This is a genomic window from Chromatiales bacterium 21-64-14 (genome assembly GCA_002255365.1).
Taxonomy (GTDB): Bacteria; Pseudomonadota; Gammaproteobacteria; order 21-64-14; family 21-64-14; genus 21-64-14.
In genome coordinates, this window is record NCBI01000003.1 from 19,271 (window position 1) to 37,706 (window position 18,436).

Below are 18,436 nucleotides of genomic sequence, written 5' to 3' on the forward strand. Positions count from 1 at the left end.
CCGGTAGTGGGCGAGGACTACGTGATGATCAAAGACAACGAGCGCCCGGGGCGCGCCAACCACGCGCCTCAGCCTCGCCCACCACGCATGGCCACCAGCCCGCCATGACCCGCTTTCACGCCAGCTTGGCTGGGGCATATCCACCGGTGCTGGTGGTTATTGCCCATCCTTGCGCGTGTCACATCGCCATCACTGTCATATAACTAATTATTAAAATTAGAGTTATTGGAATGGCACGGGGTTTGCTGGCCCACCCGGCATCGGGCGCCGGCCGCTGCGAGCCGGTCACGTACCCGGCCATGGAAGGGAAGACGCTCGGTGAACCACCCTGCATGCGCAGGGCCGCGGGCCGCACGGCAACGGTACTGGCGGACTTCGGCCCGGGGAACCCCCGGTGCTTGCAACGCGCCCGGTCAGCCAGACCGGCGCCGCGGATCAGCCGCCGCACCGCTCCCGGGGCGGGCCATCGGGCCCGGGATCACGGGCACCCCGGACGGCCCGTTGCAACGTCCGCGCAACGTCGGTCTAATGCCATGAGCGGCCCTCAGATCGATCCCCAATCCATGAAAGACCTGCTGTTCCGTTCGGTGTGGTTGCCGGCGTTGGTGACCGCTGCATTACTGGCGGTCGCCCTGGGTCTGTTGGTGAGCCTGTCGTGGCGCAGCCTGCAACGATTGGAGCCGGTCCATGACCACCTGTTGCTGATGGACCACGTGCAGGAAGCGGCCTTGGATCTGCAACAGCTCCTAGTAAATCGGCTCACCAGTGCACGACCGACGGATCCCGGCCTAGTGCGGAAATTGCGTGCCGAGGTAGATGCGATTCTGGCCCGGAACAATCAACTCTCCCCCCGGACTCCCAGCCGACTACGCCGGATCCGCGGCTTGCTGGCCAATCTCGACGCGCAACCGCCGTCCACATCGCTGGCCGCCCTCGGCCTGATGCGTGCCATCCTGTCTGCGGAGAGCCGTGCCCACAATGCGTTGTTGACCCGAGTACACCGGGACGCCGCCATCGAATTCGAAGTGGTCAGCGCCGTCGCGGTGGCGTTCCCGGCGCTGATTCTGCTCGCGCTGTATTTCCTGCGCCGACGTATCCTGCTCCCGCTCAATGATCTGCAGTTCCTGATGACGATGCTGGCCCAGCAGGATTACAGCTCGGCACCCACCACCCACGTGGCGCCCATGTTGCGTCCGCTGTTCGACAACTACAACCAGATGGTCACCCGGCTGGCGGAACTGGAGCAGGCCCATAAAACACGCCAGCTGGGTCTGGAAAACGAGGTGCGCGCCGCGGCCCGCACCCTCCTGGAACAGCAGCGCAATCTGGCCGGTACCGAGCGGCTCGCGGCGGTCGGCGAACTCGCCGCGGGTCTGGCCCACGAGCTGCGCAATCCCCTGGCAGGGATCCAGATGGCGCTCGGCAACCTGCGCCGGGACGTAGCGGACCCGGAGAACGCCGAACGGATCGATCTGGTCATCGCCGAGCTGAAACGCCTCACGCGGCTGCTCAACGATCTGCTGAGCCAGGCGCGGCAGGCCCCGGAACCCGCCCGGGACCTGCAGCTGGCGCCGGTGGTGGACGAACTGCTCGCCCTCGCCCGCTACCAGATCCCGGTGCAGATCCGGCTGGAGTCCACGGTGGCGGCGCCGTTGCGCTGCTCGCTGCCGGAGGCCGGACTGCGCCAAGCCGTCCTGAACCTGGTCCTGAACGCCGCCGACGCCCTGGGCGAACGATCTGGCATGATCCGCGTGAGCGCGCTGCGCAACGGCGCAGAGGTGCAGCTCACCGTCGTCGACGATGGGCCGGGTTTTCCGAAGGAACTGCTGGACAACGGGATACGTCCGTTTGCTACCGGACGCGAGCACGGAACCGGCCTCGGCCTCGCCATGGTGCGGCGCTTCGCCGCCGACCTGGGCGGGCGGCTGGAATTGGCAGACCGGGAACCCCATGGGGCCTGTGTAACCCTGTGGCTACCCTGCAAGGAGTCCCATCATGGCTGATACGTTGCTGGTGATCGAGGACGAAACGCTGCTGGCGACCGAGCTGAGCCGCCATTACCGGCGTCAGGGTTGGGACGTATTCACCGCCAACTCCCTGTCCAAGGCGGAGCACGCGTTCCTGGACAACGGACTGGACGTGCTGGTGGTCCTGTCCGACATGAGTCTTCCGGACGGCAATACCCTCGACCTCCTTGAGAAGCTGCGCGGGCGTGGTATCGGCGGCGAATGGATCTTCCTGACCGGTTACGGCAGCGTCCCGGATTCGGTACGTGCCCTGCGTCTCGGGGCCTTCGACTTTCTGGAGAAACCCTGCGAACAGGAACGCCTGGACATGGTCATCGCGGGCGCAGCCCGCAGCGCCCGCGCCCAACGCCGGCTGCGCGACGAGGCCGCGGTGCGCATCCGCCAGTTCACGCCCGACACCTTCATCGGTAGCAGCCCAGCCGCCCAGACGGTGCGGGACATGCTCGCCAAGTTGACACAGGTTCCGTTCAGCGCCCTGATCATCACCGGAGAGACCGGTACCGGGAAGGGACTTGCCGCACGCATCCTGCACCACAGTGGCACACGGGCGGAAGGCCCCCTGATCGAGCTCAACTGCGCCGCACTCCCGCGCGAGCTCCTGGAATCCGAATTGTTCGGCCATGAGGCCGGCGCCTTTACCGGCGCCCGGGCGCGCCGTCGCGGCCTGCTGGAACAGGCCCATGGCGGTACCCTATTCCTCGACGAGATCGGCGAGATGGATCTGGATCTGCAGGCCAAGTTGCTCAAGGCCATCGAAGATCGCCGCTTCCGGCGCCTCGGGGCAGAGCGGGAGATCCAGGTAGAGGTCCAGATCATTGCGGCCAGCAATCGGGACCTGGAATCCCGGATAGAGGAAGGGACGTTCCGCAGCGACCTCTACCATCGCCTCAGCGTCTTCCGGCTCCACTTGCCGCCGCTGCGGGAACGCAAGCAGGATCTGGACGACTTGGCACCGCTGTTCGTTGCCGAATACAATGCCAAGGCCGGGAAGGCGGTGAAGGTCATCCCCGACGTGGTATGGGGACCGCTGCGCACCCACGACTGGCCCGGCAACGTGCGTGAGTTGCGCAACGTGGTGGAACGGGGTGTATTGTTCTCGGAGGGGGAGCTGTTCCCGGTACAATGGCTGCAACTGGCACACGGTCCCGGCGCCGGTCATAGTGCGCCCGGGGTGGAGGGAGACCGCCTGTGCCTGCCGCTGGACGGGAGCATGGCCTTGGATGACATGGACCGCTACATCATCCAGACCGCGCTGGAACGCAGCCGTTTCAACGTGACGGCCGCGGCGCGGGCCCTGGGCACGACCCGCGAGACGCTACGTTACCGTATCCAGAAATACGGCCTGCGGCCCTCCGCCGGGTGAGCGCGCCGGATCCGGGGCAGCGCGGGAAACAACCCCCCCGGTTATGGACCACTGGAACCACCACGCGTCTAATGGGTCAAAACAACCCGACGGGGCACTACACCCGGGTTGGAAACCCCACCGAACCCTTGTCCCGCCCCAGGACGGGACGGGAAATAACATGGATATCAAATTGATCCAGGCCTGGCATGGTTCATGCTGACACTCATGCTGACACATAGATATCCAGGGCCATGCCAGCGGGAAGGGTGGACAATGAGACGCTATCCGCGTTCCATGATCCACGGAAACCCTCGCCAAACCGGCGCCGGCGACCGGCGCTGCGGCTCATCCATTCTGCGCCCGGCAGGCTGCCGGCCTGCAATTCAATTCAAACGAGGTGATCGATGACGAACGGAGCATTGAAAAGCTGGGTAAGCACGAGCGTGATGCTTCTGCTGCTGTTCACGGGGCTCAACAGCGCGCAGGCGGGCACTCTGCCCAACTTCATCAAACTGGTAAAAGAAAACCAGGCCGCGGTAGTGAACATCAGCAATACGATGAAACCGGCGAAGGAGAGTTCGTCGGACGATCAGCAATTCGTCCCGCAGTTCCCGGACAACAGCCCGTTCAACGAATTCTTCAAACGGTTCTTCGGCGATATGCCGAACCAGCCACGCGAATTCCAGGAGAAATCCCTGGGTTCCGGGTTCATTATCTCCCCCAACGGATACATCTTGACCGCGGCGCACGTAGTGGCGAACGCCGCGAGCATAGTCGTGAGCCTCGCAAACCACCGCGAGTTGCCCGCCAAGGTTATCGGAGCCGACAAGCTCTCCGACGTTGCCGTGCTGAAGATCGACGCCCATGACCTTCCCACCGTAAAGATCGGCGATTCCAGCAAGCTGCAGGTAGGACAATGGGTGCTGGCAATCGGCTCACCCTTCGGTCTGCAGTATACCGCCACCCACGGGATCGTCAGCGCGCTGGGCCGCAATCTTCCCAGCGACATCTATGTGCCGTTCATCCAGACCGATGTGCCAGTCAACCCGGGCAACTCCGGCGGACCGTTGATCGACATGGATGGCGACGTGGTGGGGATCAATTCCCAGATCTACACCAATACCGGTGGTTACATGGGGCTGTCCTTCGCGATTCCGATCGACGTCGCGATGAACGTCGCGAAGCAGCTCGAGACCAAGGGCTTCGTGAGCCGCGGCTGGCTTGGCGTCATGATCCAGCCGGTCACCGAACAGTTAGCCGAGTCCTTTGGACTGAATCGCCCGATCGGCGCGCTGGTCACCGAGGTCATGCCGCATAGCCCGGCCAAGGCGGCGGGACTCAAGCCCGGAGACATCATCCTGTCCTACAACGGGACCCAGGTGGTGGACTCCGCGCACCTGCCCCCGTTGGTGGGCGTCACACCGATCGACAAGACGGTAGCGGTAAAAATCCTGCGCGACCGCCATGACATGATCGTGCATGTGAAAATCGCCCAACTCCCGAAGAACGCGAAGCTCGCAAGCCTCGCCGCGCCGAGCACGCCCCTGCATCAGGGCCGACTCAAGATCGTGGTCAGCGACCTGAACAAGGCGCAGCGCAAGAAGATCGGCGTCGGTGACCAGGGGGTGCTGGTCAAGGAAGTGGCCGAAGGGCCCGCTGCCCACGCCGGTGTGCATCCGGGTGATGTGATCCTGATGATCGATCACCATGAGATACACAACGCCGCCCAACTTACCCATATCGTGGACAAGCTCCCCAAGGGCAAGCCGGTACCCATGTTGGTCTGGCGAAACGGCAACACGCTGTTCCTGGCGCTGACGATGCCCCACTGACCGGGGTTGTATCCTCCCGGCGGGCGGCCCCCGGGCCACCCGCCGCTTTCGACACCCGAGTGGGCCCGGCGTCCGGGTCCACTCGGCTATAGTGGGGGAGTATCCCCGCTGCGTCGGCTTCCACCGTACACTATTCGACGGTGGGTACCCAGTGGCTGACCGCCGCCCGGGGCATCCACCTTGCAGACGAGGGAAACATTCCAACGAAAGGAGGCCATCATGACCACCGAGAACCCCTTGATCAGGCTCAAAGGCCACGGTCAGAGCATCTGGCTGGATTACATCGAGCGCCGCATTCTAAAGGATGGGACCCTAAAACGGTGGATTCAGGAAGACGGTGTCGCCGGCATGACCTCCAACCCGGCGATCTTCGAGAAGGCGATCGCCCACACCGACCACTACCGCCCGGCCATCGACAAGATGGCGCGTGAAAACGTCCCCACCGAGATGATTTATGAACATCTCGCGCTCGAGGATGTACGGGATGCCGCGGATCTGTTCCGGCCGGTCTTCGATGCGACCGCTGGCGCCGACGGTTACGTAAGCTTGGAAGTCTCACCCCTGTTGGCCCACGACACCGCGGCCACAATCCGGGAGGCGCACCATCTGTGGGGCGAATTGGACCGTCCCAACGTCATGATCAAGGTACCGGCCACGCCCGAAGGGCTGCCGGCAATCCGCGAACTCATCCATGCCGGCCTCAACGTGAACGTGACCCTTCTGTTCTCGGTGGGCCGCTACGTAGAGGTGGTGGGCGCCTATATGGCGGGCCTCGAGGCCCGGGTAAAGGACGGAAACCCGGTGGATCACGTCGCGTCGGTGGCGAGCTTTTTCCTCAGCCGGATTGATGTGAAGGTGGATCCGCTGCTGGATAAGATCAAGGACGGCCCGGACCCGGAGCGCGCGCGCACGGCACGGGAACTGCGTGGCGGCACTGCGCTCGCATCCGCCGGGATGGCCTATCACCGGTTTCAGGAACTCTTCGATACACCACGCTGGCATGCGCTGGAAAAGCAGGGCGCAGTACCCCAGCGCCTGCTGTGGGCCAGCACCAGCGCCAAGGACCCGAGTTACCATGACACCATGTACGTGGAGGGCCTGATCGGGGCACAGACGGTCAACACGGTGCCTGTGGAAACCCTGGACGCTTACCGCGACCACGGGGACCCGGCCGCGCGGCTCACACACACCGCGGCGCAGGCCCCGGGGAACCTGAAGCGCCTCAGCGAATTGGGCATCCACCTCCATCAGATCGACCAGGAATTGGAGGACGAGGGGGTCGACAAGTTCGTGGGTCCGTTCCAGCAACTGCTGAAGACCCTGGACGGGTTGCGCCACGCGGCGCGCGCCCAGCGGGCCTGAGGGCACGGATCGTTCCGCGCAACAGCCATTGGAATACGGACGCGACCCCAGGAGCATGCGGTGGAAACCGACGTACACAAACGCAACACCCGGTTCGTGCTATTCGGCGCGAGCGGTGACTTGGCCCGGCGCCTAATCGTCCCGGCATTGTTCAATCTGTTTTTGGACCGCCACCTGCCGGAGCGCTTCGTCCTCCTGGGAGTGGACCGGGGGGACTCCGATGACGGCGCGCTCGCGGAGGCCTACCGCCAGGGGGTAGCGGCTTATTCCCGGCGTGGGAACCCGCCGGAGGAGTCCTGGCGGGCATTCGCGGCCGGCATCCGGTATTTTCAGGCCGATGCCACCGACGCGGCGGGCTATGCAAAGTTGCGGGAAGTGCTGGAGGAACAGGGGCGGCAATGGGACGGCGCCGCGGAAACGGTGTTCTACATGGCGACCCCGCCCGCGTTGTTCGGGCCCATCTCCCGTGGACTGGCCGCAGCGGACTTGTCCCGGGACCGGGACCGGTCGCGGATCGTGGTGGAGAAACCCCTGGGCCATGACCTGGACTCGTTCTGCGAGATCAATCATGCATTGAGCGATGGGTTCGACGAGCGCCAGATCTTCCGCATCGACCATTACCTCGGCAAAGAAACGGTGCAGAATATCCTGGCACTACGCTTCGCCAACTCGATCTTCGAGCCGATCTGGGACCGCCGCTACATTGACCACGTGGCCATCACCGTGGCGGAGACCCTGGGCGTGGAACACCGCGGTGGCTACTACGAACATGCCGGCGCCTTGCGCGATATGGTCCAGAATCACCTGCTTCAGCTCCTGTGCCTGGTGGCGATGGAACCCCCGGTGGCCTACGACGCCGACGACATCCGCGGCAAGAAGATGGACGTGTTGCGCGCCCTGCGCCCGATCCCGCAGGATGCGGTATCGACGTTCGCGGTCCGCGGCCAGTACGGGCGCGGTTGGATCGGCGGCCAGGAGGTGCCGGCCTACCGTGAGGAACCCGGGGTGGATCCGGAATCCAATACCGAGACCTTTGCCGCCCTCAAACTGTACGTGGACAACTGGCGGTGGCAAGACGTTCCGTTCTATCTGCGCACCGGCAAGCGCATGACGGCCCAGGTCTCAGAGATCTCCATCCGTTTCCGGGATGTGCCGCACCGGGCCTTTCCAGCGTCCGCGGGGCTTAACGCTCAGCCGGCGCGGCTGGTGATCCAGATCCAGCCGGAGGAAGGCGTGGTGCTGAAATTCATGGCCAAGGAGCCCGGCTCCCTGCTGCGCCTGCGGCCGGTGGACATGCGCTTCAGCTACCGCGAGTCCTTCCGGACCGAGTCGCCTCATGCCTACGAGACCCTGCTCCGGGACGTGATGATCAGCGACGCCACGCTGTTCATGCGCGCCGACCAGGTACAGGCCGCGTGGCGACTGCTGATGCCGGTGCTGGCGGCTTGGCGGGAGAACCCGACGGCGGACTTTCCCAATTACGCCTCCGGTTCCTGGGGCCCGGCCGCGGCCGAGGCTCTGGTGGCCCGGGACGGTATCAGTTGGCTGACCCCCACCCTTGGAGGGCGTCGCAGCGAGGCCTGAATCCGGCCCGCGGCCGCGGTCCACATGACCAGCAGTTCGCTCATCCACGGTTACCTGGCCCTGGCGCAACCCTATCTCAGCCAGTACGGCTACGGGGCGGTGTTCGCAGGGATCCTGCTGGAGGACTTCGGAATTCCTTCCCCCGGGGAGCCGTTGCTGATCGCCGGCGCGCTGCTGGCCTCCCAGGGTCAAATGAACATCGCCGTGCTGCTGCCCACCGCCTGGGGCGCGGCGGTACTCGGGGATAACATCGGCTACGCCATCGGCCGATTCGGCGGGCGGCGACTGGTGCTGCACCATGGGCGGCGTGTGGGTATCCGCGAACACCACGTCGAGCGGGTGGAGCACTTCTTCCAGCGTCATGGCGGCGGCCTCGTGGTAGTGGCACGTTTCTTCGAGGTGCTCCGGCAACTGAACGGGATCATCGCCGGGATCGGCGGCATGCCCTGGTGGCGGTTTTTCTTCTACAATGCCCTGGGTGCAGCCCTGTGGGTGGGCGCCTGGGGATTCGGCGTCTACCGCCTGGGCCAAAATATGGAAACGTCGCTGCTATGGCTCAAGCTGGTCGAACCCTACGCGATCGCGGCCGGTCTGGTCGCGGTAACTGGACTGGTGTTCTACCTGTTCCAGCGTCGCAAGACAGGAGTGGCTAAACTATGAGTGCAGTTGTGAACGGCTCTTCCTCCACGGACGCGCCCGGCGCGCCCGGTCTGTCACCTACTTGGTGCAGCAGCGCCAAGGAGGCGGTGGGGTGTGCCCTGGGAGACGCCCGCCTGTGGTTCAGCGTCGGTGGCGGGATTCTCAATGAGGTCTATTATCCGCGCGTCGACATCCCACAGATCCGCGATCTCGGCTTCGTCGTCGGTGACGGCCACGGCTTCTGGGTGGAGGTCAAACGCCTCGGAACGCACACGATCGAGCTTCCCGGTCCGGGGATTCCAGCGTTGCGGATCGTACATCGCCACGAACGGTTCGAGCTGATCCTGCGCATCGCCCCCGACCCGCGCCGCGACGTACTGCTGATCGAAGTAACGCTGGAAGGGGATGAGAACCTGCGGCCCTACGCGTTGCTCGCGCCGCATTTGGGCGGCACCGGGCACGACAACATGGCGGCGGTGGCACAGTACCGCGGGCGCCGCATGCTATGGGCTGAACACGGACCCTTCGGCCTCGCCCTGGCGGCGGCGGATCCGCACCAGCGCGACGCATGGGGCCGCGCCGGCGCCGGCTACGTGGGCGTGAGCGACGGCTGGCAGGACTTTTCCGCCAACGGAACCATGCGCTGGGAATACGCCGCCGCGGGCCCCGGCAACGTGGCGCTCACTGGCGAACTGCCGCGCCACGCGGTACTCGCCCTGGCCCTGGGCAGCAGCAAGCAATCTGCCGCGACCCTCGCCATCTCCGCGCTGCTACAGACCTTCGACAGCGTTTGGAACGATCACGTCGCACGCTGGGAGGCCTGGCACGCCCATTGCGGGATCTGCTGTGCAATCCCCGAGGACTTGGCGGAGCACTTGCGCGCCGAGTTTCTGGCCTCAGCCATGGTCCTGCGCACTCATCAGGATCGCATCTACCCAGGGGCCATGGTGGCCAGCCTCAGCGTCCCCTGGGGCAATACCCGGGACGAGGTCGGTGGCTATCATTTAGTCTGGCCCCGCGACTTGGTGGAATCCGCAGAGGCCTTGGTGGCGCTGGGCGCCGAACGCGAAGCACGCGACGTGCTGCGCTACCTGATCGCGACCCAGTGCGACGACGGCCACTGGTACCAGAACCAGTGGCTGGGCGGAAAACCGTACTGGCAAGGTGTGCAGCTCGACGAGGCCGCGTTTCCGGTACTGCTGGCCGCGAACCTCGCCGAACGCGGGCTGCTGGAAGGCATCGAGGCGGAAGACATGGTGCGGCGCGCCCTGAGCTTCCTCGCCCGCACCGGTCCCGCCAGCGACCAGGACCGCTGGGAGGAAGACGCCGGAGTCAACGCCTTCACCCTCGCGGCGTGCATCGCGGCGCTGGTGGCGGGCGCCCGGTTCCTGGAGCCGGCCGCCCGCGCATTCGCCCTCGCGCTGGCCGACTACTGGAACACGCAGATCGAGGCGTGGACAGCGGCCTACGATACGCCGCTGGCACGGCGCTTCGGGGTGCATGGCTACTATATACGGGAAGCCCCTATACAGACGCTGGCCGACAAGGACGCGCTGCACCATGTCCTGCCCATCAAGAACCGCATACACGATCCCGGTCTCGCCGCGGAGGAACAGGTCGGCGTCGATTTTCTCCAATTGGTGCGTTTCGGTCTGCGGCAGGCGGACGATACGTTGGTTCGGGACACCTTGACCGTGGTGGACGGGATACTCAAGGTCGACACCCCGGTGGGCCCGGTGTGGCACCGTTACACTGGCGACGGCTACGGCGAACATGTGGATGGATCCGCCTTCAACGGCACCGGCCGCGGACGCGGCTGGCCCCTGCTCACCGGCGAACGGGGGCATTATGCACTCGCGGCGGGACGCGACCCGCGTCCCTACCTGGAGGCCATGGCCGCGATGGCGGGGACCGGTGGCATGATCCCGGAGCAGGTCTGGGATACCCTACCCCTCGCGGCCCACAACCTGGAACTCGGGCGCCCCAGCGGCTCGGCGATGCCCTTGGTCTGGGCCCATGCCGAGTTCATCAAACTGGTCCGCTCGCGCGAACTCGGATACCCCATCGACCGCCCCGCCGACGTGTGGGAGCGTTATCAGGGCCGGCGACCGGCGGTGGAATTCGCCATCTGGCTTCCCCAGGCACCGATCCGCACCCTGCCCGCCGGGACGCGGCTGTGGGTCTGCGCGGCGAACCCGGTATCCGTGCATTGGGGTGTCGACGGTTGGGGGGACATACAGGACACCCTCGCGCGGGACACCGGGCTGGGGCTGTACACCGCGGAGCTCGACACCCGCGCCCTGCAGCCAGGTCAGCGGGTCCAGTTCACCCTGCGCGATGTCCGTGGCGGCCAGTGGGCCGATCACGACTATGAAGTGGATGTCACCGACGGCAGCGGCACCACGCCACCGCGCTGATCGTGTTACCAAGGCGGAACGAATAAACCTGACAGCGGTTTCTTTGTTCCGCCTTGGCGTACGACGCAGGTGTTACCAGCCGCGCGCGACCCCGCTTCCTTCAAAAGCAGCCGGACCCCCGGACCGGAATGCCGGCTTGCTACGTTATTCGATCAGTAACAGGCCTAGGCGGCCGAGAAGAAATGCGCCGCCGCGGGACCAGGGTCAGGGTGTTAGCCGCCTCGGCACGTCCGGGCTCAACCGTGCCAGCGGCGCGGCCGGCCCACGTCGATGTGAATAAAATCAGAGGCGGGATAATATCCAACGCCCCCTGCGTGCAAGGCCAGGGCGGCGCGATGCAGATGATCCAAACCGCAGCCCGCAAGCCGGAGGTCGATCGCTTTACCTTCCATGTGCAGACTGTGTTTCGCCACCCCAGCGCTGTAACGACGCAACATCGCATTGGTAGCCGGCGATCGGTAAGCGGATACCACCTGGAAGGGACCTCGCGCGCCGACCTTGTGCTGCAATAGATGCAGCACGTCCAGCAGGCGCGGATGGATGGCGATGGTCTGCGCAGTACGGAAGTCCCGCAGGATCCAATCAATCTCTTTCATCGCACCGGGCCGGTAGGCACCGTCCCCCCAGTAGACCGCGCGCAGCTTCTCTCCGGTGTGCAGGTTGTCGAAGACGAGTGTCCGTTCCCCGATCTCCGATACGCGTCCAAACGCGGGCGCTCCCGCCAGCAGCGCAGTACCCATCGCTGCGGCACCCGCACAAAGCCGCAGGAAGCGCCGCCGGGAGACGCTCTGTGCCGGGTCTGTGTCCGCTCCCTGGTCATGCAGGTCGCGTAGCCCTGGATCATCCATTTCGGGTACCCCCATCAGATTCACCATCGAGCCGCGCGCACGTCGTTACCAACGCCACAACGACCGCGAGTGATAACGGCGCCGTTGTTGCGCCTCGGCCACTACGGTTGATTGCATCTCCCCGACCTTGGCACACCGCCCAAAGGTGACGGAACCGCCGACCGGAAGGCAGGTGTCCCGAGGTACCCGTTAGTATACGCGCGGCCGCACCCCCCGGACGACGCATCCAGGGCGCGGCGCAGGATCGGCACCGAAGCGACTCCCAATCCGCACTACACCCGCAAGTATGCCGCCCGGCACCCGCCGTACCACGCCAGGACGTTGGCCCGTGGCCGGCCGTCCGGTTAGAGTAGGCGGATCCACGCACCGCCGGGTCTGTTCCATCATGCCCTCTGACCGCCGCACCTGTCCGCTCCCGCTCGCAGCACCGGCGCGCTATTCCCCCTGGGACAGCGGGCGCTACGAGGTCAAGGTGGGCTACGTCCGGTTCGGCACCGAACTCGGCAACGGCGCGGCCGACCGGTTTCTGTGTCAACTGGACCGGGAGTTTCCGCGTTATCGGAGCGCAAAACTCGCAGCGCGCTCGGAAGCATTGGGCAAGTATTACGGGGTATCGGGACTCCGGGAGCCAGTGGCCCGCGCGGTCGCCGAACTGCTGCGTCAACGGCTGTGCGCGGACTACCCCGAGTGGTTTCATCGGCAAGGCCCGGCGGGACCCGGACAGACGCTGGTCTGCGCCCTGACCGGTGAGACCCTGGGGTTCCGGGAGGACGGGGCGCTGGAACGCTCTGCGGAGAAACCCGTCACCCCGGGTTATGCCGACGCGCTGGATGCCTTGGCCTGCCAGGTCCAGGAGGACCTGGCGGTGGTCCAGTGCGAAGCCGGAGGGGCGGATCGCGTAGCGGCGCTGCATGCCTGCTTTCCCAACCATTGGTCACCCCGGGAAAAGCTAGGCAAGTCATTTCCGATGGTGCACCAGCCGGTACCCGGCATGGAACGTATCCACCGGAGTGTCCCTGCCCTGGTGCGCGACATGGTGGAGCGCGGTCCGTATGTGCGCTTCGCCTGGGGCCTCGCTGCGGACCGACGCCTCAACCATCACCCGGATCCGCCGCCGGGCCGCGATCCGTTGCGTTGGCGCGGACGACGATTCCGGCCTGCGGCCCGCCCCTGGTACCTGCGGGTGGAACGCCAAGTGGTGTGGGGCCTACCCCAGGTCGAAGCCACCCTGTTCACGATTCGGACCTACTTCGTCCCCTGCGCCGATCTGCGCGACGACCCGGCCCAGCGCCGGCGGCTGGCCGCCGCCATCACCTCCATGGCGCCGGCGGCCCTCGCCTACAAAGGCCTCGCTGAGGCCCGCGAGGACTTGCTGCATTGGCTCCGCGGCTGATCCGCTCTCGGCTGTCGAGGTACGGATGGACTAGACTTGTAGTAGGGCGACACCGGACCGGGCGTGCCGCGGCATACACCGGGATGACGGGTCCGGGGCCAGAATAACGACCGTGGTTACGCGGAACCACGGGCAACGACGAGGGAGGCATGCAATGGCCCATGCTGCGTATTCGAGCGGACTAGAGATCCCCCGCATCCGCCTGCGTCCACTGGATCGACCGCGGGCGTGGCTGGCCGCCGGCTGGCGGGATCTGCGCAGTGCACCCCAGGTCAGCCTGACCTACGGGTTGATCTTCGCGCTGATGGGTGCGGTCCTCACCCTCGGGCTCGCGTCCACCCATCTCTTACCCTGGCTGGTCCCGGTGGCCTTCAGCTTCGTGCTGCTCGGCCCGATACTCGCGGTCGGGCTCTACGACGTCAGCCGCCGCCTGCGCCTCGGACGGCACCCCACCCTGGGTTCCGCCCTCGGCGCATGGTCGGTCAATCGCAGCCAGATCAGCTTCATGGGGATAACCCTGCTGGTTTTTCTGCTGACTTGGCTGCTCGTGGCGAACCTTATCTTCGCCCTGTTCTACCGTCACGCCATCAGCAATTGGCAAGGCTTCTACAGCGAGGTATTTCTGTCGGGAGGCAACCTGCTGTTCCTGGCGATAGGCGGCACGGTAGGTGCGGTATTTGCGGCGTTGGTATTCTCCTTCACCGCCATCTCCATCCCCATGTTGCTCGATCGGGAAACCGACGTGGTCACCGCCATCGTAACCAGCGTGCGCGCGGTGCAACAGAACCCGGGCTTGATGGCAATCTGGGCGGGACTCATCCTGGGGTTGACCACTATCGGACTGCTGACCGCCTATCTCGGCTTGGTGATCACCCTGCCCCTGATCGGCCACGCCAGTTGGCATGCCTATCAGGATCTGGTGGAACATTAGCCCTCGCACCCACGAACGTCTACCCGGCACGGCGTGGTTCACCCGGACCTGATCGGTCCCGCGGGCGGACTGGCTCTACGGCGGCGTACCGAGCACCCTCCCCCGCACACGGCGGCCATACAGGCAATCATGCCGATGGTAGGCCTTCCTGGTCGCCTGCACGCTCCCCTTGAAACGCGGGTCCTGGGGACGTTCATGGCTATTGACGAAGGCCGCCACGTCCCACGCCTGCTGCAGGGTCAGGCGCTCCGGCTCACTCAGCGGCATGTTGGCCTTGATGAACGCCGCAGCCGTATCGATCCGGTGCATGCCGGCACCCCAGTTGTAGGATTCCGAACCCCATAGCGGGGGAAAAATATATTTGCCGTCGAACCGATATCCCTGACCACTGGCGCCGTGGCAGATGGCGCAGTGGACCTCAAATACCTTGGCCCCGCGCGTGACGTCCGGGGATCGCACGGGTTTCGTCAGTTTCGGATAACCGCGGCCCTGCAGCTGCGCGCCCACCGGCGCCCCCTTGGCCATCCAGAAGAAATAGGTCTCCAGGGCCTTGATGACGCCTCCGTCGGCCGCCGGCGCCGTCCCGTTCTCGCTGTAACGGAAACAACCCTGGATCCGCTCCGCCAGGGTGCTGACCGTACCGGTCTTGCGACGGAACGCGGGGTAGTGCACATAGGCCGCCCACATCGGCGCGGCCCCCGCCCTGCGGCCACGGTCGAGATGGCAATTGACGCAGCTCAGCCCATTGCCCACGTACTTGCCACGCAATTGCTGGGTATCAACAAACAGGCTCTCGCCGCGCCGCACCATCCGCCCGAATGCGTTGTCCGGGATTTGTGCGTCGGCCGGCGGACGGAACCGGGTCCCGTCGGCCGGTGCCGCTTGCCACGCGGGTAGCGCGCCGTCCGGGTGGTGGTGGACTACACGGATATCCGGGTCCTCCAGATAGGCTGCAACGGCCCTGACCTGTCCCGCGGACAAACGCGCGGCTATACCCCGCATCAGGCCATCCGGGTCATTCCGCCGGCTACCTTTCTTCCACGCCTGGATCTGCGCCTCTACGTAAGCCGCGTGCTGCCCGGCGAGTGCGGGGAAATGCGGCGGAACCCCGCGCGCGCCGGGGCCGTGGCATTGGACACAGGCCGGGATGTTTCGGCTCCAGTCTCCCAATGTGGCAAGCTTCCTGCCTTGGGCCAGCAACTTCGACTCGGAACGCCGCGGACCGGATGGGAGCGCACGCGCCGCGAAATAGGCCGCCGTTGCCCGCCGCTGGTCCGGAGTCAAGGCGCGTGCGATCGCTTGCATTACCGGATTCTCGCGCTGGCCGCTCGCAAAATCATCAAGTTGCTTGGTCAAATAGGCGGCGTCGATACCCGCCAGCCGAGGGAAACCCGCAGCGGCGTTGCCGGCGCCGTTGGCACCATGGCACCTCGCGCAGGCGCTGGCACCGGTACCATTCCCGTGCAGGACTATCGATCTGCCGTCCGCCATACCGGCGGGCCCGGCAACACTACTCATCGGCACGATGAACAGCAGCGCCACGCCCACGCGTTTGCGCACGGCCGCGGTTCCGATCCCGTGCCGGCGCGCGCCCTTCCCTAGCAGTTGCCACCGGGCCGTGGACACAGGAGTTAGCTCCGCGGCACCGCGGCGCGGACGGTGTCCGCAACCACCAGCTGTTTCACGGTGCTTTCGCCCAGCGCCGACTGGACCGCCTGATCCATCCGCGCCAGGATCGCCTCCACCCCCGGTTCCGAGCGCAACGGCGCACCGGCACCCAGATCCGCGCCTGCCGACTCCTCCGCGGTCCGCACCACGTCCAGCACGGCCTTGCTCCGAATCGTCTCCAGATCGCGCCCCGGAAGGTAGGTTGGCGGATCGTCAGCAGTCAGGATCAGCAGCCCGTTTCTCACCAGCGGTTCGAGCACCGAGTCCACCGCCTCCATGGGTATCCGCAGGCGTCGCAGCAGGTCGTCCTCCGTCCAGGCGGGGCGGCCCTCATAGTAGTGCCGCCCAACCAGCACCATCACCAACAAGGCCAGATGTTCGCGCAAGCGAGCGCTGATGCGGGGCCGGCGCCGATGCGCCGCGAGATGCTCTGGATGTTGCACGTAGAACGCGATCGTCGCGCCCACCAATAGGATCAGCCAACTCATGTATAGCCAGATCATGAACATGACCAGGATCGCGAAACTTGAGTAGATCGCGGTATACCGTGTCGAGCTTACGACAAAGGAGGCAAACGCCCAACCGGCGCTCTCCCATAGCACGCCGGCCACTACCGCGCCGGTCATGGCCGCCCGGAACTGCACCCGGGTGTTGGGAATGAAAGTATAGATAAACGCGAACGCACCGATGATCAGGAAATACGGGATCAGCTTGCCAAGCAGAAAGATCGCCGTCCCAAACGGCTCGATGGCCGTCAACTGCTGCACGATCGAGTTGTTCAGGACGGAAGCGGTTATCCCGATCGCGGAGAATATCAGGACCGGGCCGATCAGGATCACGCTCAGATAATCGCTGAAACGCTGCGCCATACGCCGCAGACGAGTGACATGCCAGATATAGTTGAAGGAATGTTCGATTTTCTGGATCAGCGATACGACTGTGTAAATCAACATCGCCAGCCCGATGGCACCCAACACTCCAACTTTCAGGTTATCGACGAATTCGATGATCCGGTTGGCGATCTCTACGCCACGCTCGCCCAACGGCGCGAGGACATGGAACAGGAACGGCTCGATCTGATTGTGGACACCGAAAGCCTTGAGAACCGAAAAACTCAAGGCCAGGAGCGGCACCAGGGACAGCAACGTGGTGTAGACCAGGCTCATGGCACGCAGGGTGAGTTGCCCCTCGGCTAGCTCCCGGAACACGGCCCACGTCAAACGCAGCGGGTAGACGACGCGCCGGCGCGCCGGGCTCTGGTCAGGGCCCTCCTCGGCCCACACCAGCCGCTCCACGCCCTTCTTCAGCTCTCCCCATCCGAGATTCATGCTCGTCGCAGTCCCCGTTGCGCCCCGGTCGGCCTGCGCGGGCAGTCCGTCCCTGCGCGCGGAAAGCGCAGGACCACCGCAGGCGCCGCTCGCCATGCGCCTGCAAAGTGGGGCATCCGCCGCTGGCGCGACCGGAACAAAAACCCACCTAGGTTTGTGATTATGACAGCGACGAGGGGTCAAAGATAGGTGGCGGGAATCGCGAGCGTCCGGCGCCGGCGCCGCGCTCGGGCTACCGGGTGTGGGCAACACCGAGGGTGCCCACACCCAGTACTGTCAGGATCAGCTCCCGCGCTTGCAGCCTCCCGCTACGCGGCTGGGTGATGTACGTCTTCCCAGTAGGCCTTCTTGAGCAGATAGGCAAGGATCGTGAACAACACGAGCAATAGCGTGATCCATACACCCAGGTGGTCACTTTCCAGTTTATGCGGGTAGCTGGTATAGACCAGGAAGGTCACCACGTCCTGGACCCAACTGTGGAACTGGGCCGGCGTCATCGTCCCCGGCTGCACTTGCTGCAGGCCGGTGATGACCTTCTCCAGCGTACCGTCGGCATTTCGCACTTGACTGTACACAGGAGCCTGCCACCCCTGCATCTGCCATACGACATCCGGCATCGCGACCTTCGGGAAAGCGATGTTGTCCACTCCGCTCGGACGCGAGCTGTCCAGATAAAAACCCGTTAGGTAACGGTATAGCCAGTCAGCGCCGCGCACCCGGGCAACGTCAGTCAAGTCGGGTGGCGCAATTCCGAACCATTTGGCCGCACGCGCCTCTGGCATCGCCACCGTGACCTGATCCCCGATCTTCTTGCCGGTAAAGATAAAGTTGGTTTCGACCTCCTTGGCGGTAAGGCCTAGATCGGTCTGTAGCTGACTGTAGCGCACGTACTGCAGGGAGTGGCACCCGCTGCACGAATTGAAGAAATCGCGCGCGCCGCGTTGCAGCGCCATCGTATCAGACAGGTTGATCGAGATCCCTGGCGACAGGGCCGGCCCGGACTCCGAAGCAACCGCGGCACCGGCCGGCAGGCATAGGGCGAGCAGAACGGAAACGATCACG

13 protein-coding genes are annotated in these 18,436 nt (G+C 65.1%); 9 read left to right on the forward strand and 4 right to left on the reverse strand.

Annotated elements, in window-relative coordinates; all coding sequences use genetic code 11:
* The first annotated feature begins 230 nt into the window (after positions 1 to 230).
* From B7Z66_02940 to B7Z66_02970, 7 genes are all read left to right on the forward strand, one after another.
* Positions 231 to 2,003, forward strand: a complete 1,773-nt coding sequence (locus B7Z66_02940) for a hypothetical protein (GenBank protein ID OYV77688.1) — start codon at positions 231 to 233, stop codon at positions 2,001 to 2,003.
* On the forward strand, positions 1,996 to 3,390 hold the full coding sequence (locus B7Z66_02945; protein OYV77689.1) for a sigma-54-dependent Fis family transcriptional regulator: 1,395 nt from the start codon (positions 1,996 to 1,998) through the stop codon (positions 3,388 to 3,390). Before B7Z66_02940 ends, B7Z66_02945 begins: the two co-directional genes overlap by 8 nt.
* A 386-nt stretch (positions 3,391 to 3,776) precedes the next feature.
* Positions 3,777 to 5,204, forward strand: coding sequence for a hypothetical protein (locus B7Z66_02950; protein ID OYV77690.1), 1,428 nt, complete (start codon positions 3,777 to 3,779; stop codon positions 5,202 to 5,204).
* 219 nt (positions 5,205 to 5,423) lie between these two features.
* On the forward strand, positions 5,424 to 6,566 hold the full coding sequence (locus B7Z66_02955) for a transaldolase (GenBank protein OYV77691.1): 1,143 nt from the start codon (positions 5,424 to 5,426) through the stop codon (positions 6,564 to 6,566).
* Between the two features lie 60 nt (positions 6,567 to 6,626).
* The gene (locus B7Z66_02960) at positions 6,627 to 8,150 is read left to right on the forward strand and encodes a glucose-6-phosphate dehydrogenase (GenBank protein ID OYV77692.1); all 1,524 of its coding nucleotides are present in this window, start codon (positions 6,627 to 6,629) and stop codon (positions 8,148 to 8,150) included.
* 24 nt (positions 8,151 to 8,174) lie between these two features.
* The gene (locus B7Z66_02965) at positions 8,175 to 8,810 is read left to right on the forward strand and encodes a hypothetical protein (GenBank protein OYV77693.1); all 636 of its coding nucleotides are present in this window, start codon (positions 8,175 to 8,177) and stop codon (positions 8,808 to 8,810) included.
* Positions 8,807 to 11,206 (forward strand): glycosyl hydrolase, encoded by a 2,400-nt coding sequence (locus B7Z66_02970; GenBank protein OYV77694.1) that lies wholly within the window; start codon positions 8,807 to 8,809, stop codon positions 11,204 to 11,206. The genes B7Z66_02965 and B7Z66_02970 overlap by 4 nt, the downstream gene beginning before the upstream one ends.
* Before the next feature lie 236 nt (positions 11,207 to 11,442).
* On the opposite strand, the gene B7Z66_02975 is transcribed toward B7Z66_02970, so the two are convergent.
* Complete coding sequence (locus B7Z66_02975) at positions 11,443 to 12,081, reverse strand: hypothetical protein (protein OYV77695.1); 639 nt, start codon at positions 12,079 to 12,081, stop codon at positions 11,443 to 11,445.
* Positions 12,082 to 12,340: 259 nt separating this feature from the next.
* On the opposite strand from B7Z66_02975, the gene B7Z66_02980 reads away from it, so the two are divergent.
* Together B7Z66_02980 and B7Z66_02985 are read left to right on the forward strand one after the other, a co-directional pair.
* Entirely contained in the window at positions 12,341 to 13,447 is a 1,107-nt protein-coding gene (locus B7Z66_02980) for a hypothetical protein (GenBank protein ID OYV77696.1), read from the forward strand.
* 154 nt (positions 13,448 to 13,601) lie between these two features.
* A complete protein-coding gene (locus tag B7Z66_02985) occupies positions 13,602 to 14,378 on the forward strand; it encodes a hypothetical protein (protein ID OYV77697.1) in 777 nt (258 codons plus the stop codon).
* 75 nt (positions 14,379 to 14,453) lie between these two features.
* Here B7Z66_02985 and B7Z66_02990 read toward each other — a convergent pair whose 3' ends face one another.
* The 3 genes from B7Z66_02990 to B7Z66_03000 form a co-directional block, all read right to left on the reverse strand.
* Positions 14,454 to 15,869, reverse strand: coding sequence for a hypothetical protein (locus B7Z66_02990; GenBank protein OYV77783.1), 1,416 nt, complete (start codon positions 15,867 to 15,869; stop codon positions 14,454 to 14,456).
* 140 nt (positions 15,870 to 16,009) lie between these two features.
* Complete coding sequence (locus tag B7Z66_02995) at positions 16,010 to 17,374, reverse strand: ribonuclease BN (GenBank protein ID OYV77698.1); 1,365 nt, start codon at positions 17,372 to 17,374, stop codon at positions 16,010 to 16,012.
* Between the two features lie 308 nt (positions 17,375 to 17,682).
* Positions 17,683 to 18,432, reverse strand: coding sequence for a hypothetical protein (locus tag B7Z66_03000; GenBank protein OYV77784.1), 750 nt, complete (start codon positions 18,430 to 18,432; stop codon positions 17,683 to 17,685).
* Positions 18,433 to 18,436 lie beyond the last annotated feature (4 nt).

Coding starts and splice junctions, on each gene's coding strand:
- B7Z66_02965 (OYV77693.1), top strand. CDS start 8,175: ATGACCAGCAGTTCGCTCATCCACGGTTACCTGGCCCTGGCGCAACCC.
- B7Z66_02945 (OYV77689.1), top strand. CDS start 1,996: ATGGCTGATACGTTGCTGGTGATCGAGGACGAAACGCTGCTGGCGACC.
- B7Z66_02980 (OYV77696.1), top strand. CDS start 12,341: ATGCCGCCCGGCACCCGCCGTACCACGCCAGGACGTTGGCCCGTGGCC.
- B7Z66_02990 (OYV77783.1), bottom strand. CDS start 15,869: ATGGCGGACGGCAGATCGATAGTCCTGCACGGGAATGGTACCGGTGCC.
- B7Z66_02940 (OYV77688.1), top strand. CDS start 231: ATGGCACGGGGTTTGCTGGCCCACCCGGCATCGGGCGCCGGCCGCTGC.
- B7Z66_02970 (OYV77694.1), top strand. CDS start 8,807: ATGAGTGCAGTTGTGAACGGCTCTTCCTCCACGGACGCGCCCGGCGCG.
- B7Z66_02955 (OYV77691.1), top strand. CDS start 5,424: ATGACCACCGAGAACCCCTTGATCAGGCTCAAAGGCCACGGTCAGAGC.
- B7Z66_02995 (OYV77698.1), bottom strand. CDS start 17,374: ATGAATCTCGGATGGGGAGAGCTGAAGAAGGGCGTGGAGCGGCTGGTG.
- B7Z66_02950 (OYV77690.1), top strand. CDS start 3,777: ATGACGAACGGAGCATTGAAAAGCTGGGTAAGCACGAGCGTGATGCTT.
- B7Z66_02985 (OYV77697.1), top strand. CDS start 13,602: ATGGCCCATGCTGCGTATTCGAGCGGACTAGAGATCCCCCGCATCCGC.
- B7Z66_02975 (OYV77695.1), bottom strand. CDS start 12,081: ATGGTGAATCTGATGGGGGTACCCGAAATGGATGATCCAGGGCTACGC.